This is a genomic window from Anoxybacillus tepidamans PS2, from assembly GCF_000620165.1.
Taxonomy (GTDB): Bacteria; Bacillota; Bacilli; order Bacillales; family Anoxybacillaceae; genus Anoxybacteroides; species Anoxybacteroides tepidamans_A.
The window spans coordinates 228,477-254,481 of sequence record NZ_JHVN01000002.1 but is presented as its reverse complement, the minus strand read 5'-3'; the positions used below and the strand labels follow the sequence as shown (position 1 = coordinate 254,481).

Annotated in this window: 24 protein-coding genes and 1 riboswitch; of the genes, 14 read left to right on the top strand and 10 right to left on the bottom strand. The window is 43.2% G+C overall.

Annotated features, from left to right (window positions below; translation table 11 throughout):
• Positions 1–19 precede the first annotated feature (19 nt).
• Entirely contained in the window at positions 20–1,435 is a 1,416-nt protein-coding gene (locus N667_RS0104130; protein ID WP_027408407.1) for an amino acid permease, read from the top strand.
• 112 nt (positions 1,436–1,547) lie between these two features.
• The gene (locus N667_RS0104125; protein ID WP_027408406.1) at positions 1,548–2,054 is read left to right on the top strand and encodes a ferritin; all 507 of its coding nucleotides are present in this window, start codon (positions 1,548–1,550) and stop codon (positions 2,052–2,054) included.
• Between the two features lie 64 nt (positions 2,055–2,118).
• Here the strand turns inward: N667_RS0104125 and N667_RS0104120 are convergent, their stop codons facing one another.
• Both N667_RS0104120 and N667_RS0104115 read right to left on the bottom strand, forming a co-directional pair.
• On the bottom strand, positions 2,119–2,325 hold the full coding sequence (locus tag N667_RS0104120; protein WP_027408405.1) for an alpha/beta-type small acid-soluble spore protein: 207 nt from the start codon (positions 2,323–2,325) through the stop codon (positions 2,119–2,121).
• Positions 2,326–2,434: 109 nt separating this feature from the next.
• Entirely contained in the window at positions 2,435–4,192 is a 1,758-nt protein-coding gene (locus N667_RS0104115; protein ID WP_027408404.1) for a methyl-accepting chemotaxis protein, read from the bottom strand.
• Positions 4,193–4,377: 185 nt separating this feature from the next.
• Between N667_RS0104115 and N667_RS0104110 the strand changes: the two genes are divergently transcribed.
• The 7 genes from N667_RS0104110 (at position 4,378) to N667_RS0104075 (ending at position 13,655) form a co-directional block, all read left to right on the top strand.
• Positions 4,378–5,391: a LacI family DNA-binding transcriptional regulator gene (locus N667_RS0104110; protein ID WP_027408403.1), complete on the top strand. Its 1,014-nt coding sequence runs from the start codon at positions 4,378–4,380 to the stop codon at positions 5,389–5,391.
• A 173-nt stretch (positions 5,392–5,564) separates the two neighbouring features.
• Positions 5,565–7,664, top strand: a complete 2,100-nt coding sequence (locus N667_RS0104105) for an amylo-alpha-1,6-glucosidase (protein WP_027408402.1) — start codon at positions 5,565–5,567, stop codon at positions 7,662–7,664.
• Positions 7,665–7,727: 63 nt separating this feature from the next.
• Positions 7,728–9,002: an ABC transporter substrate-binding protein gene (locus N667_RS0104100; RefSeq protein WP_027408401.1), complete on the top strand. Its 1,275-nt coding sequence runs from the start codon at positions 7,728–7,730 to the stop codon at positions 9,000–9,002.
• Between the two features lie 125 nt (positions 9,003–9,127).
• Positions 9,128–10,015, top strand: coding sequence for a carbohydrate ABC transporter permease (locus N667_RS0104095; RefSeq protein WP_027408400.1), 888 nt, complete (start codon positions 9,128–9,130; stop codon positions 10,013–10,015).
• A 12-nt stretch (positions 10,016–10,027) separates the two neighbouring features.
• Positions 10,028–10,855 carry a carbohydrate ABC transporter permease gene (locus tag N667_RS0104090; RefSeq protein WP_027408399.1) on the top strand — a complete coding sequence of 276 codons (828 nt, stop codon included), beginning with the start codon at positions 10,028–10,030 and terminating at the stop codon, positions 10,853–10,855.
• Between the two features lie 404 nt (positions 10,856–11,259).
• Positions 11,260–12,522 (top strand): MFS transporter, encoded by a 1,263-nt coding sequence (locus N667_RS0104080; RefSeq protein ID WP_027408397.1) that lies wholly within the window; start codon positions 11,260–11,262, stop codon positions 12,520–12,522.
• Positions 12,519–13,655 (top strand): zinc-dependent alcohol dehydrogenase, encoded by a 1,137-nt coding sequence (locus tag N667_RS0104075; protein ID WP_027408396.1) that lies wholly within the window; start codon positions 12,519–12,521, stop codon positions 13,653–13,655. Before N667_RS0104080 ends, N667_RS0104075 begins: the two co-directional genes overlap by 4 nt.
• Positions 13,656–13,712: 57 nt before the next feature.
• On the opposite strand, the gene N667_RS0104070 is transcribed toward N667_RS0104075, so the two are convergent.
• The gene (locus tag N667_RS0104070; RefSeq protein WP_027408395.1) at positions 13,713–14,057 is read right to left on the bottom strand and encodes a DUF3905 domain-containing protein; all 345 of its coding nucleotides are present in this window, start codon (positions 14,055–14,057) and stop codon (positions 13,713–13,715) included.
• A gap of 100 nt (positions 14,058–14,157) precedes the next feature.
• Between N667_RS0104070 and N667_RS20315 the strand changes: the two genes are divergently transcribed.
• Genes N667_RS20315 through N667_RS20310 form a run of 3 tightly spaced genes read left to right on the top strand, consistent with a single transcriptional unit; the run spans position 14,158 to position 14,592 of the window.
• Positions 14,158–14,292, top strand: coding sequence for a hypothetical protein (locus tag N667_RS20315; protein ID WP_269528344.1), 135 nt, complete (start codon positions 14,158–14,160; stop codon positions 14,290–14,292).
• A gap of 13 nt (positions 14,293–14,305) precedes the next feature.
• Positions 14,306–14,461, top strand: coding sequence for a hypothetical protein (locus N667_RS19935; RefSeq protein WP_027408394.1), 156 nt, complete (start codon positions 14,306–14,308; stop codon positions 14,459–14,461).
• Positions 14,458–14,592, top strand: coding sequence for a hypothetical protein (locus N667_RS20310; protein ID WP_269528343.1), 135 nt, complete (start codon positions 14,458–14,460; stop codon positions 14,590–14,592). The genes N667_RS19935 and N667_RS20310 overlap by 4 nt, the downstream gene beginning before the upstream one ends.
• 8 nt (positions 14,593–14,600) lie before the next feature.
• On the opposite strand, the gene N667_RS0104050 is transcribed toward N667_RS20310, so the two are convergent.
• Entirely contained in the window at positions 14,601–16,370 is a 1,770-nt protein-coding gene (locus N667_RS0104050; RefSeq protein WP_027408393.1) for a B12-binding domain-containing radical SAM protein, read from the bottom strand.
• 220 nt (positions 16,371–16,590) lie between these two features.
• Here N667_RS0104050 and N667_RS0104045 point away from each other — a divergent pair, with 220 nt between their 5' ends.
• The gene (locus tag N667_RS0104045) at positions 16,591–18,801 is read left to right on the top strand and encodes a PAS domain-containing sensor histidine kinase (RefSeq protein ID WP_027408392.1); all 2,211 of its coding nucleotides are present in this window, start codon (positions 16,591–16,593) and stop codon (positions 18,799–18,801) included.
• A 1-nt stretch (position 18,802) separates the two neighbouring features.
• Positions 18,803–19,297 carry a methylated-DNA--[protein]-cysteine S-methyltransferase gene (locus tag N667_RS0104040; RefSeq protein WP_027408391.1) on the top strand — a complete coding sequence of 165 codons (495 nt, stop codon included), beginning with the start codon at positions 18,803–18,805 and terminating at the stop codon, positions 19,295–19,297.
• A 40-nt stretch (positions 19,298–19,337) separates the two neighbouring features.
• Here N667_RS0104040 and N667_RS0104035 read toward each other — a convergent pair whose 3' ends face one another.
• From N667_RS0104035 to mtnK, 6 genes are all read right to left on the bottom strand, one after another.
• On the bottom strand, positions 19,338–19,793 hold the full coding sequence (locus N667_RS0104035; RefSeq protein WP_027408390.1) for a chemotaxis protein CheX: 456 nt from the start codon (positions 19,791–19,793) through the stop codon (positions 19,338–19,340).
• A gap of 85 nt (positions 19,794–19,878) precedes the next feature.
• On the bottom strand, positions 19,879–20,877 hold the full coding sequence (locus N667_RS0104030; protein ID WP_027408389.1) for an ABC transporter permease: 999 nt from the start codon (positions 20,875–20,877) through the stop codon (positions 19,879–19,881).
• Positions 20,834–22,369, bottom strand: a complete 1,536-nt coding sequence (locus N667_RS0104025) for a sugar ABC transporter ATP-binding protein (RefSeq protein WP_027408388.1) — start codon at positions 22,367–22,369, stop codon at positions 20,834–20,836. Before N667_RS0104025 ends, N667_RS0104030 begins: the two co-directional genes overlap by 44 nt.
• Entirely contained in the window at positions 22,366–23,496 is a 1,131-nt protein-coding gene (locus N667_RS0104020; protein ID WP_027408387.1) for a sugar ABC transporter substrate-binding protein, read from the bottom strand. The genes N667_RS0104025 and N667_RS0104020 overlap by 4 nt, the downstream gene beginning before the upstream one ends.
• Entirely contained in the window at positions 23,493–24,554 is a 1,062-nt protein-coding gene (gene mtnA / locus N667_RS0104015; protein ID WP_027408386.1) for an S-methyl-5-thioribose-1-phosphate isomerase, read from the bottom strand. Before mtnA ends, N667_RS0104020 begins: the two co-directional genes overlap by 4 nt.
• A gap of 18 nt (positions 24,555–24,572) precedes the next feature.
• Complete coding sequence (mtnK, locus tag N667_RS0104010; RefSeq protein ID WP_027408385.1) at positions 24,573–25,772, bottom strand: S-methyl-5-thioribose kinase; 1,200 nt, start codon at positions 25,770–25,772, stop codon at positions 24,573–24,575.
• 72 nt (positions 25,773–25,844) lie between these two features.
• A riboswitch (SAM riboswitch) is annotated at positions 25,845–25,952 on the bottom strand.
• Positions 25,953–26,005 lie beyond the last annotated feature (53 nt).

The following is a 26,005-nucleotide window of genomic DNA, read 5'->3' as shown; positions in this document are numbered from 1 at the left end:
GACAAGGAGAGACACAGAAATGAGTTTATTCCGAAAAAAACCTATTGATGTCCTCCTGAAAGAAGCAGGAGAGAAAGGTGCAGGGTTGAAGAAAGATCTAGGCGCGTTCGATTTAACGATGCTTGGGATCGGGGCGATTATCGGTACAGGTATTTTCGTCTTGACTGGGGTTGCTGCTGCAGAGCATGCAGGTCCTGCGCTTGTAATTTCTTTCATTCTTTCGGGGCTCGCTTGCGTATTCGCGGCACTTTGTTATGCGGAATTCGCATCGACTGTTCCGGTATCTGGAAGTGCTTACACTTACAGTTATGCGGCGTTCGGCGAATTGATCGCATGGATTTTAGGATGGGACTTAATTCTTGAGTACGGGGTAGCATCCTCGGCCGTAGCTGCAGGATGGTCCGGCTATTTCCAAGGGCTACTGGCTGGTTTCGGGATTGAACTTCCGAAAGCGCTAACAAGCGCGTATGATCCAGCAAAAGGAACATATGTTGACTTACCAGCAATTTTCATTGTCCTTTTAATTGTGTTCTTATTAACACGTGGTGTTAAAAAGTCGGCACGCTTTAACTCAATTATGGTTATTATTAAAACCGCTGTCGTATTATTGTTCCTTGCTGTAGGGGTATGGTACGTAAAACCAGACAACTGGACTCCGTTCATGCCGTTTGGTTTTTCGGGCGTAGCAACTGGTGCAGCAACAGTATTCTTCGCTTACATCGGTTTCGACGCAGTTTCTACAGCAGCGGAGGAAGTAAAAAATCCACAGCGCAATATGCCAATCGGAATCATCGCTTCGTTGTTAATTTGTACAGTATTATACATCGCAGTATCGCTTGTATTAACGGGTATCGTTCCTTATAATCAATTAGGCGTGAAAAACCCTGTGGCATTCGCTTTAAGCTACATCCATCAAGATTGGGTTGCTGGTTTCATCTCTTTAGGAGCGATTGCAGGTATTACAACAGTATTGCTTGTTATGATGTACGGACAAACTCGTCTATTCTATGCGATTAGCCGTGACGGATTATTGCCAAAAGTATTTAAGCGTGTAAGCCCTGTAAGACAAGTTCCATATGTGAACACATGGGTAACTGGTGTATTAGTGGCGTTCTTTGCAGGGGTTGTGCCGTTAAATAAACTAGCTGAATTGACAAACATCGGAACATTGTTCGCTTTCATTACTGTTTCGATCGGTGTAATGATCCTACGCAAAACACAACCAGATTTGCAACGCGCGTTCAAAACTCCATTAGTGCCATTGGTGCCAATATTAGCAGTTGTATTCTGCGGCTACTTAGTACTTCAATTACCAGCAACAACTTGGATTGGCTTCGTTTCATGGCTATTAGTTGGTCTCGTGATTTATTTTGCATACGGACGCAGACATAGTACATTAAACGACCAATCACAAGCGAACGAAAAAGTAAGCTAATGCAAAAAGGCCTTTGTCCTAAGCGGCAAAGGCCTTTTTCATCAAAGTATGGGACATTGAGTTTTTTGTTATAATAAGCATGTCGTTAATGAGTGAGTCGAGGTGATAAAAGATGCTTAGTGACAAATTATTACAAGGATTAAATGAGCAAATGAATTTTGAATTTTTTTCCGCTCACGCTTATATGGCTATGGCGGCATATTGTTCGGCGGAGAGCTTAGATGGATTCGCTAACTTCTTCCTTGTTCAAGCGGAAGAAGAGCGTTTCCATGCGATGAAATTTTATAACTTTATGAATGCTTTAGGGGCGCGTGCCATTATTACCGGCTTTGAGTCGCCAAATAACGAGTTTACTTCCGTGCTGGATTGCTTTGAAAAAGCGCTGATTCAAGAAAAAGAAGTCACGAAACGAATTTATCGTTTGTCCGATATTGCATGGGATGAGCGGGAGCATGCGACAATCAACTTTTTGAAATGGTTTATTGACGAGCAAGTCGAGGAAGAAGCGATGTTCGATAGCATTATTCAAAAGTTAAGACGCATTCAAAATGACAATAATGCGCTCTTTATGCTTGACAGCGAATTTGCTAAACGAACTTTTACGCCGGAGGAACAGTAATAGCAGTAATCAGTAATAAAGAGGCTGTTTCGAAACGAACAGCCTCGCATCTTATGGATCCATGTTATTCAGTTGTTCTTAATGATCCGGCAAGCTGGCTTTGTGCTTGCGCCACTAAACGCTTAGTAATTTCACCGCCGACTGAACCATTCGAGCGGGAGGCGGTATCAGAACCAAGTTGTACACCAAATTCTTGAGCGATTTCGTATTTTATTTGATCAAGTGCCTGTTCGATTCCAGGTACAAGTAGTTTGTTGCTGCTTCTTGCCATGTTTTTTCCCTCCTAATGTATTTAAATGGTCTTGCAATGTTAGTATGTGGTGAGGGACATAATTTATAATGGCAATTACAGAAGAGCCGTCAAGTTTTTGGTAGGAAAACTAAACGAAAAATCGGGCAATCGATTGCTTTAAGTGATCTGCGGTGTCCGATAATTCGTACGAAGAAGCTAAAAGTTCCTGCATCGTTGCATTTTGTTCTTCGGTGGCAGCTGCCACTTGTTCGACATTTTGGGCTACTATTTTCGAAACATGGATAATGTCTTTCGCTGTCTGTGCCATTATGTCCATTTTTTGATTGACACCCAATACCGCTTGGCGGACCGTGTCGCTTTCCGCTTTCACATTCCATATAGAATTATATACATCGTTAAAAATTGTTCCGAGATGTCTGATGATGTGCCCGCCTCGTTCGACCGCTTCCGTGCTTTCAATCATTGCTTGCACTGCGCGCCTCGTTTCGTTTTGCGAGAGATGAAGCAGATCACGAATGTTTCCGGCCGCAGAAGCTGTTTGCTCGGCAAGCTTTCGGACTTCGGCCGCGACGACGCCAAATCCCTTGCCGGCTTCTCCTGCCCGCGCTGCTTCAATCGCAGCGTTTAAGGCAAGCAAATTTGTCTGTTCGGAAATTGCTGTAATAAAACCAACGATTTGCTGAATTTCGCCTGATTTTTCGTTTAATATTTGAATGATATTGGACAGATGATTGACTCTTTCATCAATAACCTTCATTTGTCTAATGGTTTCCTTCACAAACTCTGCCCCTTGCTGCGCTTGTTCAGTAGCTTTAACGATCACTTCGACCGTTTCCTCGATACGGTCAGTGACATTCGTCAACTCGGTTGAGATGAGATGAACAGCTTCATTTGTCCGTTTGGATGCGCTAACTTGTTCATCAGCGCCAGCGGATACGTGCAAAATGGCTTGAGTAATTTGCTCAGTTGTTTTCGTTGTCGCTTCTGTGTTACGCCGCAGCGTTTGCGCCATTTCGTTGACGTGCTCGGCGGATGTTTGAATTTGTTCAATAGAATGTTGCAAATCATCGGCAAGATCGTTCATTGCTTGGGTAATTTGCCCGACTTCATCTGCTCTCTTTGTGTTCATTCGTTCCACTTTTAAATTCCCATTTGCTAGCTGCCTGCATACACGAACCGCTTCGTGGAGCGACCTGCTCGTTCTTTTGCTTACCGCCGTTAACGAAATTACTGACAACGCAATAGCGGAAAGAACGGTCATGAACATCCACACCATATATTGTTTCGTTTTTTTGTTTATTTCTGTGACAAGCTTGTCCCGTTCATTCATGATAATATCTCTTAACTGTTCAAGCTTTTCAGCGCTCACGTCGCGAATCACTTCCGCCTTATTTTGAAAGCTGATCACTTGGAAAATGTCCATTTGTTCACCGCGGTTGCGATTTGTTAAAACGGATGGCTGAATGTCTTTATAAAGCATTGTATTCAATTGGCCGTCTACTGAGATGGTCGCGTTGTAAATGCTTTTTTCTTCTTCTGTCTTCATAGCCGGCCGCAGTGTTTTTATTTTTTCATTAAACAGCTTTGTCTGTTTCTCGTATTGCTTTAACGTTTCAGGGCGCGGATTGGTCATATAATCGGTAATGAGGATGTATTTTTGTTTGAATAGTGAAGAAATTTCTGTAATTAAAATCGCTTGATCGCTTTTTTCTTCGACTTCTTTTACAACCCCCATCATATTATTTACCAATAAACTGATAAAAATGAAAACGCTAACAAAAAGCAAGGTGGAAAAACTGAAAACGATTCCATATTTTCGGCCGATTGTCATGGCGCGATGATTTTTTGGCTTTTTTAAAAACGGAAGATATTTGTTTTGGCTCAAGAAAAAAGTCCTCCTTCCTCTTTTTTCATAAAATTATAGCATGGAGAAAGCGAAGAGGGGAGATGGATAGACGAAAAATTCAGACTTTTATTTTAAACTTGTCGTCATTTTTTTATTGCAATCGGTTTCGAGTTAGGATAAAATGCAAATCAGAAAGCGATCCGAAACGTTTTGGAGGAATAGATGTGACAACGATTAAAGACATCGCAAAAGCTGCTGGAGTATCGATTACTACTGTTTCAAGAGCACTGAACGGCTACTCAGATGTCAATGAAAAGACAAGGCAAAAAATCATTGAGATCGCCAAGCAATTGAATTATAGCCCTAATACGCTGGCGCGAGGACTTGTGATGAATAAATCCAAAACGATTGGTTTGCTTGTTTCTGGATTAACGCGGGAAAGTGCAAAAGATAATTTTACGTTTGAGGTATTAGCTGGCGTTAACCAGTATGTAAGCGAAGTAGATTATGACATGGTTTTATTCAGTACGACATCGACGAAACAGCGCGAAAAAACATATACTCAGTTATGCCGAGAACGGCGTGTAGACGGGGCGATTTTGCAAGGGATCCGCGTGGATGATCCGTATTTGCAGGAAGTGGTTGAGAGCGATATTCCGTGCGTTCTTATCGATATTCCGATCAAATCGGAAACGGTCGGATATGTGACAACTGATAACGTGCTTGGCGCAAAAAAAGCGGCTCAGCATTTGCTGGCATTAGGCCATCGCCATATTGCGATGGTGAACGGTTACGAATATGCTTTTGTAAGTGAACAAAGATTCAAAGGATTTCGCGAAGCGCTGCTTGAAGCAGGAATTTTCTTGAATGAACAGTGGGTTGTAAATGGAGCGTTTCAAGAGGAAAAGGCAGAGCGGGAAGCGCTTCGATTATTGCAACAGCATCCTGAAATTACAGCGTTTTTTTGCGCGAGCGATTTGATGGCATTAGGCGTGATGAAAGCGGCGAAAAAGCTAGGGAAGCGCATACCGGAGGAAATAGCGGTTATTGGATATGACGATATTATTTTGGCTTCTTATGCGACGCCTCCGCTGTCAACGATTGCGCAAAATAAATTTGCGATGGGATATGAAGCGGCGAAATTGCTCATTGAAATGTTAGAAGGAAAAGCTCACTCGCATGTGAAAATTTTAGAAACAGAATTAAAAATAAGAGAGTCTACCGTTAAAAACCAATAATACAACATTGGTTTTTAACTTGCTTCAAACCGAAAACGTTTTGGAAAAAATTTTTTATAGCTTTTCCAAAACGTTTTCGGGCCAGAAAAAATTTTTGACATAAATCCGAAACGTTTTGGAGGATGGTGTTTAACGAATTCCAACGTTTAAGCGGACGGGCAGGAGGAACTGGAATGGATTATAGGGTCATTAAAGAAAACGATTTGTTTTTATTAACTGATAAGAAGGGGAATATTCCCGAAAACCACTCGTATGGATTAGGGTTATATACAAAAGACACGCGCTTTTTGAGCAAGTTTGATTTGCGCATTAACGGTGAAGAACCAACTTTATTGTCTTCTGACGCTGCGGAAAATTATGTCGCCACGATTTTATTGACAAATCCACATATGGAAAAGGATGGAGAAGTGATTTTATGGCGCGAATCGGTAGAGATTGAAAGAAAGCGCTTTATTTATAAAGGAGTACTTTATGAAATTATCAAACTAAAAAACTATTATCCTAAATCAGTGCAGTTTGATTTAAGTGTGCATATGGATGTGGATTTTGCCGACATGTTTGTTGTGCGCGGCTTCCAAACAGGAAAGCTTGGGAAGCGGACAGGGCAGACGACTGGAGAACGTTCCCTCACTTTTCATTACGAAGGGGAAGATCAGCTCAAGCGAGCGACGAAAGTGGTGTGGGATCGGCAGGAAAAAGCCGTTTTTGCTCATGGGGAAATCGTTTTTCGTTTCTCCCTCGAGCACGGAGAAGAAGAAACGTTAACGCTCATCGTCCAGCCGCAAGCTGAACAAGAAGTGATAAAAGAAATTACCGCCCCAAGTGAGGCGCTAAAACTTCTAAAAGATTCTTATCAGCAATGGGAACATAACATTACAGATGTCACTACCGATTATCAACCGCTTCAACGTCTTGTTGACCGAGGCATTGACGATTTACGAGTGCTGTTGACTGATTTAGGGCACGGTCCGTTTCCTGTTGCCGGACTCCCGTGGTTTGGGGTGCCATTTGGGCGCGACAGCTTAATCGCGGCGCTGCAAATGCTCGCCTTCAATCCGCAAATCGCTAAAGGAACGCTGTTAACGATGGCGAGTTATCAAGGGAAGCACCTCGATCCGTGGCGAGATGAACAACCGGGAAAAATTATGCATGAAATTCGTTTTGGGGAATTAGCAAATACGAATCAAATTCCGTTTACTCCATACTATGGCACGATAGATGCAACACCATTATTTTTAGTTTTATTAACGGAGTATGTCAAATGGACCGGGGATTTCAACCTAGTTCATCAATTGAAAGAAAATATTGATGCAGCGTTAACATGGATTGATAAATACGGCGACCGTGATGGTGATCTATTTGTTGAATACCACCAGGAGTCAAGTAAAGGTATTGCTAATCAAGGCTGGAAGGACTCCGGCGATTCGATTATCCACCGGAATGGCGAATATGCAAAATCGCCAATTGCGCTTGCGGAAGTACAGGGATATGTGTATCAAGCAAAAATGGGGCTAGCCGATATTTTTGAACAATTGAATGAAGAGAATCGCGCGGTTGAACTTCGTAGACAGGCACAGGCGTTAAAAGAAAAATTCGATAAGCAATTTTGGATGGAGGATGTAAAGTTTTATGCGATTGCATTGGACGAGATGAAACAACAAGTCGGAACCATTACGTCAAATCCAGGGCATGTGCTGTTTTCGGAAATGCTCGATCAGGAAAAAGCGGAGGCCACCATTCAAATGTTGCTTTCGCCAAAGATGTTTTCAGGTTACGGAATTCGGACGATGGGAGAGGGAGAAGCGGGGTATAATCCAATGAGCTATCACGACGGAAGCGTATGGCCCCATGATAACAGCATGATTTTATTAGGACTGAGTAAATTAGGGAAACAACATGAGGCGAATGTTGTCATGGAAGGGTTGATCGAAGCGGCAGGGCACTTTGAGTATGATCGTTTGCCGGAGTTGTTTTGCGGTTACAGCCGTTCGATGGGCAAACCGGTGAAATATCCGGTTGCTTGTTCGCCGCAGGCTTGGGCAGCGGGTGCACCGCTTGTTTTTATTCAAGCTTTGCTTGGATTATTTCCAAACAGTTTGAAAAAGGAGATTCGTTTATCGCCGACATTGCTTGAGGCTATGAATTTTTTGAAAGTAGAAAACATTGCCATTGGAGATGGGCGCTTATCTGTGACTGTCATGCGCGAACAAGACGAAATTAAAGTGCATATTCACGAAAATACGACAGGGTATGCTGTTAAAATCGTTTCCTAACAAGGAAGGGTTCTTCTCTTCCTTGAACTATACAAATCATTTACGAGAAGGGAGCTATGCGAAATGAAATTGAAAAAATGGGTAGCAGCGGCTGGTGTCACTTCTATGTTGTTTGGAAGCGCTTTAGCAGGTTGTAGCAACGGAGAGGAAAAAACGGCAGGCAAGGCAAATGAGGGGGCAAAAGATGAAAAGGTAGAAGTAACGCTTGCGGGCTGGGGAGGAAACCCGACAGAGCAAAAATTGTTACAACAAACATTAGATGAATTTGAAAAGAAGCATCCGAACATTAAAGTAAAATATGAAGTGATTTCAGATCAATATATGGATGTTATCAAGACGCGCTTGGTTGGCGGCGAAGGCCCGGATGTGTTTTACCTTGACGCTTTTGAAGCGCCTGCTTTAATTAAAACAGGAGTATTAGAGCCGTTAGATCATTATGTAACAGACGATTTTGATATCAACGATTTTGAAAAGCCGCTCTTGGATGCGTTCAAAGGGGAGGACGGAAAAATTTATGGATTCCCGAAAGACTATTCAACGCTCGCTCTATTCTACAACAAAAAGATGTTCCAAGAAGCAGGTTTAGAAGTGCCAAAAACGTGGGATGAGTTGCGCGAAGCAGCGAAAAAATTGACAAAAGGCAAAAAAGTGTACGGCTTTGGAGTGGCGCCGGAGCTAGCACGCCTTTACTACATTGCTGAATCGAAGGGTGGCAAGGTTGTAACGGACAATAAAGCAAGTTTTGCAGATCCAAAAGTAGTAGAAGCACTTCAGCCGATTGTTGATATGCACCTGAAAGATAAATCAGCCGCTCAACCAAGTGAAGTTGGCGCCGGCTGGGGCGGCGAGATGTTTGGCCAAGGCAAAGCGGCGATGGTCATTGAAGGAAACTGGGCGATTCCGTTCTTAAAGGATACGTTTCCGAATTTAGAATACGGCACAGCAGAAGTGCCAACGATTGATGGAAAGAAAGCAACGATGGCGTATACAGTCGCCTATGTGATGAATAAACAATCGAAGAAAAAGAAAGCCGCCTGGGAATTGATTTCATTTTTAACAGGAAAAGAAGGAATGAAAATCTGGACTAGCAAAGGGCTAGCTCTGCCAACACGCAAATCGGTGGCAGCCGAATTAGGCTTTGACAAAGATGAGCTTCGCGGACCAATTGTTGCTGGTGCTTCCTATGCGACTGTATGGCAGAATGGAACGAACCTTCCTACGATTACAAACAACTTTAATAACCAGTTTGTCAGCGCCTTTTTAGGGCAACGTTCGCTTGCCGATGCTTTGAAGGAAGCGCAAGAAACTGCCAACAAAGAAATTGAAGGGAATAAATAATCAAGCTGCTGATAGAAGGATTTCCTTCTATCAGCCTCTTTCATAATTGGGAGCCTTCTCATCAATATATTTTTCGCTAGAAAAAGGGGCTACTTAATGGATTCTCTTGCAAGGAGAGGAATGACATGAGGAAAAAAATCTGGCGCGAAGCTGGTGCGAGTTATTTATTGCTTTCACCAACGCTGTTCGTTTTACTTCTTTTTATCATTGGTCCGATTTTATTTGCTGTTTTTCTTGCGTTCCATAAAGTGCAATTGCTCGGAACAGCGACGTTTGAATTTGTTGGTTTAGACAACTTTAAGCGGATTGCGGGGGATTTGCGAGCTAAGATTGCGCTGTGGAATACGATCAAGTATGTGGCCATTGTGGTGCCTTGTCAAACCATTTTGGCGCTCGTGCTAGCTGCCACATTGAATGCCGGACTAAAAGGTCAAAAATGGTTCCGAATTATTTATTTTTTACCAACCCTTACGTCTTCTGCGGTATTAACTCTTATTTTTATGTGGATGTACAATGAGAACGGCTTGATTAATCATTTGTTAGAGATGTTTGGATTGCCGACATACAATTGGATCGGTGATCCGAAAATGGCGCTTAATGCCATTATGATGATGAACATTTGGTCGACCGCGCCGTTTTATATGGTTATTTATTTGGCGGCCTTGCAGGACATTCCCGATTCGCTTTATGAAGCTGCTGAGCTTGATGGGGCCAACTCAGTACAAAAATTTTGGTATGTTACGGTGCCATACTTGCGTCCTGTTACGTCATTTGTTGTTGTAATGGGCTTGATTGGCACGTTCCAACTGTTTGATCAATCGTACATTTTTTCGGGCGGATCAGGAGGACCGAACAACTCTACATTAACGGTCGTGCTTCTCATTTACCAATATGCATTTAAAACGCTTGGAACGATGGGGTATGCGGCCGCTTTGGCGGTTGCCTTAGCAATTATTATTTTAGTGGCGACGCTGCTTCAGCGAAAATTTTCAAAAGAAGAGTCTCTCTATTAAGGAGGCGGGCTAATGAAGAACAAACTAGCAATCGGAAAAGCGCTTCTATATGTGCTTCTTGTGCTGTATGCTGTCGTTACAATGATTCCGTTTTTATGGGCGCTATCATCCTCGTTTAAAACGCTTGAGGAAATTGTCAGCGGGACGATTTCATTTATTCCGAAGCATTTTACGCTCGATAACTATAAACAAATTTTTATTGAACAAAAAATGTTTCCGCGCTGGCTGCTCAATAGTGTGTTCATTGCGGTTACAGTGACAGTGTTAAACTTGTTGTTTAACTCGATGGCGGGATATGCGCTTGCACGTTTGCAGTTCCCAGGTAAAAAGCCATTATTTATTATCATCTTAGCGGTGCTGATGATCCCGGTTCAAGTGACGATGATTCCGAATTATTTAATTTTGAAGCAGCTTGGCTGGCTGAATTCTTACCAAGGGATGATCGTGCCAACGATGGTTAACGCTACATTTATTTTTATGATGCGGCAATTTTTTATCAATTTTCCAAAAGAATTGGAGGAAGCGGCGGCATTGGATGGCCTTAGCCGCATCGGCACTTTTTTCCGCATTGTGCTGCCGCTTGCTCGTCCAGCGCTCGCGGCGCAGGCCATTTTTGTATTTATGGCTTCATGGAATGATTTTATGCGTCCGCTCATCATTCTTTCTGATCCAGAACTCTTTACGTTGCCGCTCGGCCTAAACAGCTTTAAAGGCCAATATATTAGCTATTGGAACTATATTATGGCGGCGTCGATGGTATTTACTCTGCCTGTTTTAATCATCTATGCCTTTTTCAACCGTTATTTTATTAAAGGGATATCGTTTACTGGAGGAAAATAATAAGAATCAAGCTGGTCTTGTGAAAGTCGAATTTCCCAGAACAGCGTATAGAGGTACTATACGTTGCATATGAGAAGTTTGACGGGCTCGACCAGCCTTTTTATTTATTGAAAAAATTTACAGAATGTCGTTAAGGTTGAAGGAAATGCTAATAAACGCAACGTTTGATCTTCAACAAATGAGATATATGTCACAAGGAGTCGTTTGCGCCATTTGTCTGGTTAAAAAAGGTACAAAGGAGATGAGGGATGCGTTCTATGCACTTGAGGGCGGCAGTGATGCAGAAAATCGTGTTCTCTTTGAATGGTCGAGACCGAAACTCGTTTGCTAAAAAAGTATAGAGTCATACAGGTGCAATTTTCTAGCGCAGACTTATTTACATTAATTTAAGGTAGGAATGGTATATGGAATGGATAGAGCAGTTATCTCAACACAATAGCGTCAATAAGGAATGTCACGGTTTGAAGAACAAAAAATGGGCAATTGTGTCGCTTGCGTCTATCCCTCTAGTGATGACACTTGGTAATTCGATGCTCATCCCTGTTTTGCCAACGATGGAAAAGAAGTTAAATATTTCTTCCTTTCAATCGAGCATGATTATTACCGTCTATTCCATTGTCGCAATCGTTTTAATTCCGCTAGCAGGGTATTTAAGTGACCGTATCGGTAGAAAAAAGGTGATTATTCCAAGTTTAATTTTGTCAGCAATCGGCGGACTTATTTCTGGATGGGCGGCATGGAAGATGAGCGACCCATACACTTTTATTTTAATTGGACGAGCGCTTCAAGGTGTGGGGGCAGCGGGAGCCGCTCCGATCGTCTTGCCTTTAGTTGGTGACATGTATAAAAATGAGCGGGAAGTGAGCAGCTGTTTAGGGATTATTGAAACGGCTAATACATTCGGCAAAGTGCTTAGCCCAATTTTCGGAGCATTGCTGGCCGGGGTTATTTGGTTTATGCCCTTTTTTGCTTTCCCAGTTTTTTGTTTAGTTTCCATTGCTCTCATGTTATTTTTTATTAAAGCGCCTTCTAGTGATCAGGAAGCGGTGCCGCTAAAGCAATTCGTCCATGAGGTAAAGCAAATTTTCCAGCGCGAGGGACGATGGCTTTACGTCATTTTCATCATTGGCGGAATTTTAATGTTTGTTTTGTTCGGTGTCTTGTTTTTTTTATCGAGCATGTTAGAAGATAAACATCATCTAGATGGCATTAAAAAAGGGTTTGCCCTTGCTCTTCCGCTCGGGGCGCTCTGTCTTGCTTCATTCATTACCGGCAAGAAGATTGAAAAAAATAAAATATTAATGAAATGGCTGACGTTTGCTGGAGTGTGCTTGCTGGCTGGAGCGATATTTTTACTAAGCTTTTTTGAAAACATTTGGATACAATTAGCGATTTTCTTTTTTAGCGGAATCGGCATTGGTGTTGCGCTGCCATGTCTAGATGCGCTTATTACCGAAGGAATTGAAAAAAAAGAAAGAGGCACGATTACTTCCATTTACAGCTCGATGCGTTTCATCGGTGTGGCGCTAGGGCCGCCCATTATCGCTTTGTTAATGAAAAAATCCACTGATATGATGTTTTATTTGTTAGTCGGCTTATGTTTATTAGGGAGTGTCGTGATTTTAAAAGGCATCAAACCGTCAAAGGAAGGAGTTGATACAGCATGAAGGCTGTCACCTATCAAGGGATCAAAGATGTTGAAGTGAAAAATGTCCCTGATCCGTCTATCGTAAAAGATGACGATATTATTGTCAAAATTACAAGTACAGCAATTTGTGGCTCCGATTTGCATCTTATTCATGGAATGATCCCCAATATGCCCCATGACTTTATTATGGGCCACGAACCGATGGGAATTGTCGAAGAAGTCGGGCCAGGGGTAACGAAGGTTAAAAAAGGCGATCGCGTGATTATTCCTTTTACAATTGCTTGCGGCCAATGCTGGTATTGTCAGCATGGATTGGAAAGCCAGTGTGACGAGTCGAATTTGAACGGAGAAACAGGAGGGTTTTTCGGATATTCCGAAACGTTTGGCGGCTATGCAGGGGGACAGGCGGAATATTTACGGGTTCCGTTTGCTAATTTTACGCCGTTTGTCGTCCCTGAAGATTGTGAACTCGAGGACGAAAAACTGCTATTTTTATCCGATATTGTTCCAACGGCGTTTTGGGGCGTTGATGAAGCGGGTGTGAAAGACGGAGATACGGTTGTTATACTTGGGTGCGGACCAGTCGGACTGCTTGCGCAAAAATTTGCTTGGCTTAAAGGGGCTAAGCGCGTCATTGCCGTCGATTATATCGATTACCGATTAGAACATGCCAAAAACGTCAATCAAGTAGAAACGCTCGATTTCACTCAATATGAAAATGTGGGGGAGTATATAAAGGAAATTACCGACGGCGGAGCCGATGTCGTAATTGATTGTGTCGGGTTGGACGGAAAAAAAACAGCGCTTGAAATGATCGGTTCCGCGTTAAAGCTGCACGGCGGGGCGATGGGGGCAATTGTGATCGCTACACAGGCGGTGCGAAAAGGCGGAACGATCCAGCTTGTCGGGGTTTATGGCTCGCGCTATAATCAATTCCCGCTCGGCGATTTATTCTCCCGCAACATTACGTTAAAGATGGGACAAGCGCCGGTCATCCATTATATACCACAATTATACCAATGGATTGTTGAAGGGAAATTCGACCCAACCGATATCATTACGCATCGCCTTCCTTTAGAAGACGCTGCGCATGCATACGAAATATTTGATGAAAAGAAAGACGGCTGTATTAAAGTGGTGTTAAAGCCTTAGAATAAAAGGGATCGATCCAATTTGGGTCGATCCCTCCTCGCTGTTACGTGGAGAAAATTAATCGCGGCCATAGCTTACGTCAATGCTTGGATGCATAAACGGCGCCCCCTGCGGCCGCTTTTTCGCTTCTAATAGTTCGCGGTTTTCTGATGTATTCCAGCCAATATCGTTGGTCGGATGCACCCATTCGTCTCCAGCCATCACGCTCGGATCGGTTTCCTCGCTCCATTGATTGAGCGGCGAATTAGGTGAATTGTATTTGCTATCGCCGATCACCACCCCATATTTATTCACGAAAGGCGGCTGCATCTTGATCCCTGTGCCTTTAAAGGAAGGGGCATCAATTTGATGCGGTTGGGTTTCGTCTAAAATCGGCGAGTCCATTTGATTTGTTTGATCCATATTTATCACCTCACTCATAGTGTGATCGGATTAAAGGGCGATTATGAATAAAACGCACTGTTTTTACGAAAAGTAAAAAAAACAAAAAAGGGGGATGCATGTGGCAAATAATCATTTTCCTGTTGCTGATTTGAAGCACCAGTCTCTTGAGAAATTGCAGCAGCTTGAAAAAACGCTGCGGGAAGAAACAGGAGAAGAAATCGTGCTAATTGCTTATAGCCATAAGAAAAAATAATGGAGGAACAAACATGAAGCGAAAAGTCAAATACAATGCTGCAAAAAACAATAACAAAACCCCGACAGAAAGTTTGCCAGAATCAGAAGTGATCGCACAATATGCAAGCGATGAAGAGATGATTCGCGGCGCGAACCGCAACTCGAAAAAAGGGATGCAAGGGGAATGAGAAATAAGAAAACAAATGACCGCAAAAGCAATTTCCGGGAAGAATTTTCATTTGAGACGGGAGATTTTAATGCCCATCAGCTCTTGTCACTAGCGGAAGAAACGAAAAAGAAGAACAAAAAGAAAAAGTAGGGAGATCCCTACTTTTTTAAGGTGCTTGAAAATTGGATAAGCGGAGCAGAGAAAATGGATGTGCGCAGTTCAATCGGATCAAAATGGGCGATCATCGCCGTCGGCGCGTAGCGCACTTCTTTCGTTTTCATATAATGCCCGATATCGATCGGAACCACTTCTATAATCGTGTGTTTAAACAATTCTTTTTCATCTAAATGAAGGGAAGCAAATGCCACTCCTAATACATTTGGCTCCTCAAGAATAGAACGATAAACGGCTGCCCGCAATTCTTTATCGGTCTTTTCTTCCCACCAAGGTTTTCGCGGTTTATGTTTTTGGTTGCGCAAATAGTCGTATTTCATCAACGCCTCGGCAACAGCTAAATCAACTAATGAATTCGTTTGTAAAAACTGATACAGGCGGCGGAATAAATCTTCGAGTTGATGGCCGATCCGTCCCCATCCTTGTTCGTCCCAATAAGTCCCAAATTCTTGAAAGAAATCAAACGGTGTCGGGAATACATGTGTCACTAAATACTCGATAGTTTCATCCATACGGTGAGCATTCCAGTATTTTTCCAATACATCCTCAACTTGCTTAATACGCATGATTTCTTCAAATGAAAGGACGTTATTTTTTAGCACTTCATACGGGGCGTGATCCATGAACACATACCCGTATTCCGGAGCTCGCAAGCGAAGACCGGTGCCGCGAAGCATTTTTAAAAACCCGAGCTGCAATTCCTCCGGGCGAAGGGCGAACACATCATTGAACGTTTTGCGAAACGAAGTGTAATCTTCCTCTGGCAGCCCAGCGATTAAATCGAGATGTTGCGCGATTTTTCCTCCCTCTTTAACCATCGTCACTGTGCGGGTGAGTTTGGCAAAATTTTGTTTGCGCATCACAAGCTTGTTCACTTCGTCATTTGTCGACTGAACGCCAATTTCGAAGCGGAACAGTCCAGGCGGCGCTTCTTTATTTAAAAACTCAATGACTTCCGGCCGCATAATGTCAGCTGTAATTTCAAATTGAAACACCGTGCCGGGCACATGTTCTTCGATCAGAAATTGAAACATGTCCATCGCGTAGCTGCGGCTAATATTAAACGTGCGATCGACAAATTTGATCGTTTTCGCCCCATGTTTCATTAAATAGCGAATATCTTCTTTGATCTTTTCCCGATCGAAGTAGCGAACGCCGACTTCAATGGATGATAGGCAAAATTGACAGCTGAATGGGCATCCTCGGCTTGTTTCAATGTAGGTGACCCGTTTTGATAGATGTGGGATGTCTTCCGGGAAACGGAACGGTGATGGCATATTGGCCAGATTGATTTTATTTCGCTGCGGGTTGATGACGATCCGGTCGTCTTGGCGAAAGGCGAGTCCATGCACCGAGTTAAAATCGCGCTCCCCGTGCATTTGGAACAAAAATTGTTTAAACGTTTCCTCTCCTTCTCCTATGACGATAAAATCAAATTCCGGCACATTCTCAAGCCAGTCGCGTACATCATAAGAAACTTCCGGTCCCCCGACAACGATCATAATATTCGGGTTGATTTTTTTGAGCATCTTGACAACTTTAATCGTTTCTTCAATATTCCAAATGTAACAGCTGAAGCCGACGATATCCGGTTTTTTACGGTAAAGATCTGTTACCACATTCATAGCCGGATCCTTGATTGTATATTCAGCGATATGAACGTCGAATTCCGGCTGAGCGTACGCTTTTAAGTAACGGATCGCTAAATTTGTATGAATATATTTTGCGTTCAATGTCGCACAAATGATGTTCATTGGAAAAACTCCTTCAATCATATCTATTTGAATGAGCATTAAAACAATTATGCAATAGGAAAACAACAGTTTAATATATCATAGTTTTGTCAAAATATAAATGGAAAAAACGGTCGATTGGCAGGAAATTTTTTCGAAGTATGTAGGAGGAGTCCTATTTTTTATAGAGAATATATAAAAAATTGAGATGTTGTGGCAGGGGGAAGGAGAGGTGAGAGAAGTGAACAACGACCTTTCTCATCGAGGGGAACAAGATTTAATTATAGATGTAAAGTCATTAGAAGAAGAAAATAAGAGATTAAAAGAACAGTTAAGCGGATACTCCATTATTTTTGAAAGGTCGCTAGACGCGATTGTCATATTTAATAAAGAAGGTCGATTTGTTGAAGTGAACGAGGCAGCATGCCAGCTTTTTGAAATGGAAAAAAAGGAGTTAATCGGGCAGCCATTTACTTTATTTCTTGAATTGGTTCCGCCGGATATTCTAGCGTTCCAGCAATCTATGTTACATAAATTCGGTTCGTTTAGTGACGAGCTATTGCTTAAGTTGATGAATGGAAAAATTAAACATATTGAATTTTCGATGAAAAAGGATGCATTTAGCCAATTTGATTTGGCCATCATGCGGGATATCTCGTCGCGGAAGGCGCTCGAGCGGGAACGGATTATCAATGAGTTTTTATTTAAAGACGTATTTAATCGGGCAGTAGACAGCATCATCATTTTTGATGAATTCGGGAGATTTATCGATGTCAACCCGGCTTTTTGCGCGAGTTTAAATCTAGAAAAAGCGAAGCTATTGAACCTATCGTTTCAACAATTTGTTGCCCAAGAGTGTAAAGACGATTTTGTACAGCTTCTTACCGAACTCAAGGAAAAGGGGACGGCAAAGGGAGAGCTGTCATTTGTCCGATTTGATGGTACGGTGAAAATGTTTGAGCTGACTATGACATCGAATGTATATAGCGGTTTTTACATGGCGATTATGCGAGATGTTACAGAAAAGAAAAACATGGAAATCAAATTACAAAAAAGCGAAGAACGGTTTCGAGCGATGTTTGAACAAGCACACGAAGCCATTCTTATTTGGAATGATTATGGACACATTGTTAATGCGAATCCCGCTGCTAGCCGCACCTTTGAATTGCCCCTTAATCTGCTTGTGAGAAGAAACTTGCTTGATTTCATTGATCATAATGACGAAAAAGTATGCCATGTGTTTCAGCAATTTCGGAAAACGGGCGAAATCCGTGATGAGCTTACTTTCCATATGCCGAACGGTGAAGACAAACAGCTAGAATTCACGATGAAACAAGGGGTTATCGATGGATATCATTTAGCCATTTTCCGCAATGTCACTGAACGAAGAAAGATGGAAAAGGAATTGCAGGAGAGCGAACAAAAGTTCCGTAGCATCTTTGACCATTCGATGAATGGAATTGTGTTATGGGGAGACGAATACCGCATTTTAGATGTGAATCCAATTGCTTGCGAAATTTTTCAAGCGACAAAACAGCAATTGCTTAATAAACCTTTTGTCAACTGGGTTCCTGAAAAAGAGCAAAAATTGTTTTACAAATTGATTAAACAATGTGAACAATTAGGCAATGCGTATGCAGAGATGACAATTGTCACAAAAGAGGGCGAGCAAAAAATTATTGAAATTTCTCTGAAAAAAGACATTATTCCGAACGTCGGGATGATGATGCTTCGTGATATTACGGAGAAAAAAGAGTTAGAATGGCAATTGCGCAAATCCGATACGCTTAATGTAGTAGGCGAGTTGGCGGCGGGAATTGCCCATGAAATTCGCAACCCGATGACGGCTTTAAAAGGATTTATTCAGTTGCTGCAGGGCAGCATTAGCGAAGATTATTCCATGTATTTTAATGTCATTATGTCAGAGCTTAAGCGGATCGAGTCGATTATTACCGAATTCCTTGTTCTTGCCAAGCCGCAGGCTGTTCAATACCAGCAAAACGATGTGTGTAAAATTATGAAGGACACGATTGACTTGATCAGTGCGCAGGCGATGATGCACAATGTGCAAATTATTGCTGATTTCGAAGAGCATATACCGTTTATTTATTGTGAGCCGAATCAGTTAAAGCAAGTATTTATTAACATCTTAAAAAATGCAATTGAAGTGATGCCAAAAGGCGGAGAAGTCCATGTGCGCATCCAAAACATCGATTTGCATTTTATTCGTATTTCCGTAACGGACCAAGGCTGCGGAATTCCGCAAGACAAAATAAAAAAGCTTGGCGAGCCTTTCTATACGACAAAAGAGCGGGGAACTGGACTAGGGTTAATGGTTAGTTATAAAATTATTGAAGAACATCAAGGAAGAATTAATGTTGAAAGTGAAGTGGGCGTCGGAACGACGTTTCATATTACGCTGCCGATTGAGCGCGTGGAAAAAGAGGGGTAGCATGAAACGAGAGTACAATATTTATAAATCAAAGCAACTTGGAACGATTTATATCGTTTCCGATGGAGAAGCGATTGTAAATGTCGAACTTTTTGAAGATGGCTGGGAAAAGCTGCATGAACAATATGAAATGGTAAAAAGCGAATCTTCTTTACTTCAAGAGGCGTTGCATCAGTTTGATGAATATTTTTGCGGAAAGCGGAAGCAGTTTCAATTGCCTTTAAAATGGAAGGGAACGCCTTTTCAAGAAAAGGTATGGACAGCTCTTTGTGACATTCCTTATGGAAAGACAGTGAGCTATAGCGAAATCGCGGAAAAAATCGGCCATCCAAAAGCGGTAAGGGCGGTCGGTCAAGCCAATCGAGCGAACGAACTGGCGATTATCGTCCCGTGTCATCGGGTCATCGGGAAAAACCGCGCATTAACTGGCTACGCCGGCCAGCGAACAGATGTGAAGGAAGCATTATTGCAAATGGAATCCAAATACGTAAACTAATAGAAAAACTAGAAGCGTAAATTGCTTCTAGTTTTTCTATTCATTGATTATGCAGCGTGACAATAACGTTTAACGTTCCTTTCGTTTCAATATTAGCGGGAACAACGATCGCTTTTTGGAATCCTTTGACGCTTGCTTCCCCGATAAGAAGTGTAGGCGGGGTAATATCCATTGTCATTTGTTGACCGGATGCATGGGTAACCAATTGTCCAGCAATCATATTTCCGAGTTCGCATGTGAATGATTCAAGCATTTCTCCTTCGAGTGTCATTCCATACATCATCTGGCTAATTTGCGCAAAAAGGTCATTTGTTCCTGCAAGCACGAGTTGCCCGTGAACTTGTCCAGTAATCCCAATGAGCACGGATAAAGACGAACGAATCGAATTTGAATTATATAACGTTGGCTTTTCAATCTCAATCCCTGCAGGAATGACTGTTTTAATTGAATGAATTGCACTATTTAATAGATGAGTGAGCGTTGCTGCTGCCGTCATTGGTCTGTTCCCCCGTTCATAAGACAAATGCTCTAGTAATTTCATCATATCATAAATTTTCTGATAAGCCGATGGGGAAACTTTCCTATTTCTTTTGTACATGAGACAATGCTAGTGCCCCTACTAAAATCGCTCCTTTAATAATATCTTGCGCATAGTACGGAACGTTCATCATAGTCAATCCATTTAGAAGAACACCGATTAAAATCGACCCAAATAGTGTGCCGATGACGTTTGGCTTCCCTGCGCCGAAGACGGAAAAACCGATATACGCAGCCGCTACTCCATCCATTAAAAATGATGCCCCTGCGGACACTTGGCCTGTTCCGATGCGAGAAGCAAGGACGATGCCGCCAAGCGCGGCAAAAAAGCCGCTTATGATATATGCGTAAGTGCGGTAGCGGTTGACAGGAATTCCTGCGAGGCGAGCAGCTTCCCGGTTTTCCCCGGTCATGTAAAATAGGCGTCCGGGCTTTGTATAGGTCAAAAATAAATGAGTAAAAGCAACCACAAGCAACATCAGCAAAACTGAAAACGGAATGCCTCCTATTTCTCCTTGGCCGATAAATAGGAACGATGGGATAAACTTACCCGGTGCCGTTCCGCCGTCAGGAAGCGGCATATCGTTGTAGATCGAAAACCCTTTCGTATAAGTGAGTTGAATTCCGTTTACTGCATACATCGTCGCTAGCGTCGCAAGCAAATCAGGAAGTTTGAGCTTAATAATGAGCAACGAGTTTAAAAGACCGATCGCTACTCCTAGTAAAAGCGGGACAAGGAGAGTTACGAAAATTTCTTGTCGATACAAAACAAGAGCTGCCGCGCTTGCGATTGTTGCCAGACTCACGGTCGAACCAACCGATAAGTCAAATCCATCGACGATGAGCGAGAAGGTAATGCCAATTGCCACAAGCGTCACGATGGAAATGGAACGCAAAATATCACCAAAGTTTTCGTATGTTAAAAAACGGTCCAGCGTTAAGCTAAAATAGATAATGACAACAAAAATTGCGAGCAACGTCCCGTGTTTATATAAAAAATTAAGAGGAGACCGCTTCACGGGCGAGAGCATTGTTTGAGCCATTTTCGCCACCTCCGCTGCTATAATAGATAAGTTGTTCATATGTTGTTGTTTCCGCCGCGAAACGTCGGATGAGCCGTCCGTTCGCCATGACGTAAATCGTATCCGCAATGTCAAGCAGTTCTTGAAATTCGCTTGTCATGTACAGCACCGCTTTTCCTTTATCGGCGAGGGAACGGATAATAGAAAATACTTCGGTTTTTGCATTAATATCAATCCCTTTTGTCGGCTCGTCGAAAATAAACACATCTCCGTTTGTGTGGAGCCATTTACCGATGACGACTTTCTGCTGATTGCCGCCGCTTAAATGTTGAACGATCGCATGCGGAAAAGGAGGATGAATGCGTAGCGTTTCGATGAGTTGCTGGGCGACTTCTTCTTCTTTTTTCCTTAAAATCCATTGCCATTTTGCTAACAAGGGCAATAAGCGGACGGTTAAATTAGTACGGACTGTTTCACGTAAAAACAATCCTTGTTTTCGTCTCTCTTCTGGAATAAAGCAAATCCCCGCAGCGATTGCTTCCTGTGGAGAGGAAAATGTATACCGTTTGCCATGAATGAACCATTCACCTGACGTTTTCGTAGCGGCCAAAATGCTTTCCGCAAACTCGGTTTTTCCGGCTCCAGCCAATCCGGCAATTCCGACGATTTCTCCCTTACGTATTTGTAGATCCACGGTCGTATTGGTTTTTGCGATGTGCAATTGCTTCACTTCAAAAGCTACTTCGTCGCTGTACGCGCGCTTGGCCTTTTCGTTTCGCTCGTAAGAACGTCCGATCATATGACTGATCATGTCTTCGATGGAGAGTTGTGCGGCATTTCCAGAATGAACGACTATTCCATCGCGTAAAATCGTCACCCGATCGCAAATTTCTTTCACTTCCTTAAGCTTGTGAGAAATATAGATGAACGACACGCCTTGAGCTTTTAATTGTTTAATAATTTGAAAAAGGCGTTTTGTTTCCACTTCGCTTAACGCAGCGGTCGGTTCATCTAAAATGATGTAACGGGCGGAAGAAGATAGTACTTTCGCTAGCACGATCAGTTGTTTTTCATGCAACGTGCATGTTTGAATTGGCTTATGAAGCGGAAGCGATAATCCGACTTGCTCTAGCAGCTTCTCCGCCTGCTGCTTTTGTTGTTTTCTTGATAAGAGCGGTTGCCGTTTCGCGTTGACGATATCATCAGCTACAATGTTTTCATATACGGGTAATGAAGGAAAAAGAGCTGTATCGACTTCTTGAACAACGAGCCCGATGCCTGCTTTTTTGGCATCGGCCGGGGAAGAAAAGCGATAATCGGCCCCATCAATCGTAATCGTCCCTTCGTTGGCGGACAGATCGCCGGCTAAAATTTTCATTAAAGTGCTCTTTCCCGCCCCATTCATTCCTAAAAGGGCGTGAACCTCCCCTTTTTGCACATGAAAGTTCACGCCTTTTAACACAGGAACATTGCCAAACGACTTATAAATACTTTTCATAAAAAGGCCGCTCATTTCGTTTTCCCCTGTTCTTCGAGCGTTTTCATCCAAGGAGAAATCGCCACGTTTGACTGGCCCCAGCCGGCAATATACTCATGAAGAGATTTCATGGAAATTTGCTTGTTAGGCAAATCGGCTTGTTTAACTAAATGCGGCTCAAGGGAATAAATATTCGGTGTTTTCTCGCCGGCTATTTTTTGATAGGCAAACCGCACTTGCACGCGGCCGACTTCGGCTGGATCGGTGGCGGTCGTTGCCACCCACGGGCTGTTTGGTTGCTGCATCATTTGCAAGTCTTCATCGCTTAAATCGATGCCATATACTTTAATTTCATTGCGTCCGGCTTGTTGAATAGCGCGCGTGGCCCCTTTAGCGAATTCATCCCACGTTGCAAACACTGCATCGATATCGCCTTTATTTGGATATTTTTTAAGAATCGCTTCCATTTGCGTTTGTGTGTCTAATGCTGTATTGGCGCTGGCGGTTCCGAATTTAGCCACTTCTTTAATGTTTGGATAGCGCTTTTTAAAGGCGTCATAAATAACGTGGCGCCGCTCCATCGGGGTAAAGCCGCCGACCCAAATGGTAACGATGTTTCCTTCTCCATTCAAATCTTCGGCTAATGTTTTCAATGTTTTCCAAGCGAGGCTATAGTCGTCTTGGTCGATGACGGTAACGCCCGGGATGTTTAAATCGTTATCAAATGCGACGACAGGAATGCCTTTGGCGACTGCTTTTTCTACAGGGCCTTTTAACGCATCGGCCCGCCCGTGATCTAAAAGAATGGCATCGACATTTTGCGTAATCGCTGTTTCAACGTAGGAGGCCATTTTTGTTAAATCGTTGTCTGCGTTGTAAATTTGCACGTCTCCGCCAAATTTTTGCACTTGTTCCTTCACGCCAGAAATATATTGCGACGAGAAGGTGCCGATCGACATTTGCATAATGGCCGCGATTTTGATCGGCTTTTTTAGTTTTTCTGGGATGGCGGTCTGTTCCGACGATGTGTTGACTGCTGTTGTTTTCTTTGTGCTTTCTTGTTTCGCCGGCTTTGAACTCATCGCGTCTTGCTCGTTCGTGCATCCCGTAACTATAGTGCCGAATATGAAGCCGGCGAACAAAAATGATTTTACTCGTTTCATTGATGTGCTTCCTCCTTAAACAGTGTCGATAATGTCGTGCTGTAATTGCCGCGTATGATGCCCTTTTCTGTGATAATCGCCGTAATGAGTTCGTGAGGTGTAACGTCAAAGGCAGGGTTATAGACGTTCACACCTTCAGGAGCAACACGTATGCCAGCGAAATGGGTCACTTCTTCCGGGGCGCGTTCCTCAATCGGGATGTCTTCTCCCGTTTTTGTCGTCAAATCAATCGTTGAAAGAGGGGCTGCCACATAAAACGGAATACCGAACGCTCGAGCGAGCAGCGCGAGGCCGAATGTGCCGATTTTATTGGCCGTATCACCGTTTGCGGCGATGCGGTCAGCGCCGACGATGACGGCGCTAATCTGTTTTGTTTGCATCGTTTGCGCAGCCATATTGTCGGTAATCAGCGTGACATCGATCCCCGCTTGCAATAGCTCCCAAGCGGTCAGTCTCGCACCTTGCAAAACTGGTCGCGTCTCTAGAGCGTAGACATGAAGATGGATTCCTTTCTCCTTCGCTAAATAAAAGGGAGCAAGCGCCGTTCCGTAGCGGGCCGTTGCAATCGATCCCGCATTGCAAATCGTTAAAATGCGGTCCCTATTTTGAAAGAGGGAAAGCGCATGTTCCCCGATGGAACGGCAAGTGCTTTCATCCTCGATTTGAATGCAAATCGCTTCGTGAACGAGCACGGTTTTGGCTTCGTTGACGGAAGAAGCGTGCGCCACGCTTGCGACAAGCCGGTCAAGCGCCCAAAATAGGTTGACAGCGGTTGGTCGTGCGCTTGCCAAGTAATCTCGATCTTTTTGCAGCAAGGTGCGAAACTCTTCGATCGAGCTAGTTTGATAGCTTTGTGCGGCCAACGCAAGGCCATATGCAGCTGTGATTCCGATGGCTGGAGCGCCGCGAACTTTCAAGGTAGCAATGGCGTCCCGTACATCAGAAATTTCCCTTAATTCCAAATATTCAGTCGTTAAAGGGAGCTTTTGTTGGTTTAAAATCGTAATATGTGTATCGTTCCATTCGACTGATCGCGGAATGGAAAATGACTGAGCCATATAATTTCTTCCTTTCGTTTAGTGAGTTGTTACGAATGTCTGTAGGAAAAGGGAACGGATCTCGCCCACATTGTTAAGGGATTGGCGCTGCAAAATGAGCCGTCTTCCTAACTCAAGGGCGCGTTGTTTAGCATGAAGACGTCTATTTTTGTCTTCGATTCCATCGAGATCGGCCACGTGCGCTAAGCCAATCGTGCGACGAATGACTTCGCAGCCGGCAAAACCGATGGCGTCAACGAACGTTTGGCGCAGCACTTCCTCAAGCAGCCCTTTCGTTTTCGCATACGGTTCGACGTTGTGCTGTTCCCAAAGGGCGGAGAACACGTCGGCAAATACGTTCCATGTTTTCTCAACATGAGCAAGTAACGGCTCTTGTTCTTGTTCTGGTCGGGACAACGCATTAAGGAGAAGGTTCGCAAAAAATTGACCAATATCAAATCCGAACGGTCCGTAAAAGGCAAACTCCGGGTCGATTACTTTTGTTTCTGTGTCGCTTGCAAAAATGCTTCCCGTATGTAAGTCGCCATGAATGAGCGCATCGCCTTCTGTTAAGAACTTTCTTTTCAACTTGGCCACTTCAAGGTGAAGGGCATCGTCCGCCCAAAGCGTTTCCACATCGCTTCGGAGTTCGTCTTCAAAATTGTTCGTTTCGTGATCAAAGAACGGATCGGTAAAGACGAGATCTTCAGTAATTTTGCATAATTCAGGATTGACAAAGCTTTGTGAAAGCTGTTTTTTCTGTTGCTGATTCATGCCGAAATCGGACGTATAAAACAATGTTTTGGCAATAAATTCGCCAATATGCTCCGAAAGAAGCGGATAGACTTTTCCTTCGATCAACCCTTTGCGGACAATTTGCAAGCGTGATAAATCCTCCATGACGGTAATGGCAAGCGATTCATCGGAATAGTATACTTTTGGCACATATTGCGGAACATAGCTGGCAAAAGTGCGCAATGCGTTGCTTTCAATGACGGCGCGCTTTAAGGTGAGCGGCCAGCTTTCTCCAACGACTTTGGCGTATGGCAGCGCTTGCTTAATAATAACGCCCTTTCTTGTTTGTTGATCGACCACATGAAAGACGAGATTCAAATTTCCATCGCCGATCTCTCGGCACGCTAATGGGGTGCCTTCCGGAAATAGTCCTAACCGGATCGCTAGGGAAATCGCTCCGCTTTCTGTGAGCGGCTCATATACAGATGGTTTTGAAATCGTCATCGTCAATACCCTCCTTTGTCAAATAAAAAACCTCTTTCGCTTTTCGAAAGAGGTTTGAAGTTCGCTTCGCACCTCTTATCTCTCAGCGTGCTGCTGCAAGAATTAGCACCGTGCTTAACGATCGTTAAGTCGGTTGCCGGGCTTCATTGGGCTCGTCCCTCCACCTGCTCTTGATAAGAGTGTTTTAGATTATTAGAATGTTTCAAACAATAAAAAAGTTTGTTCAATTCGCT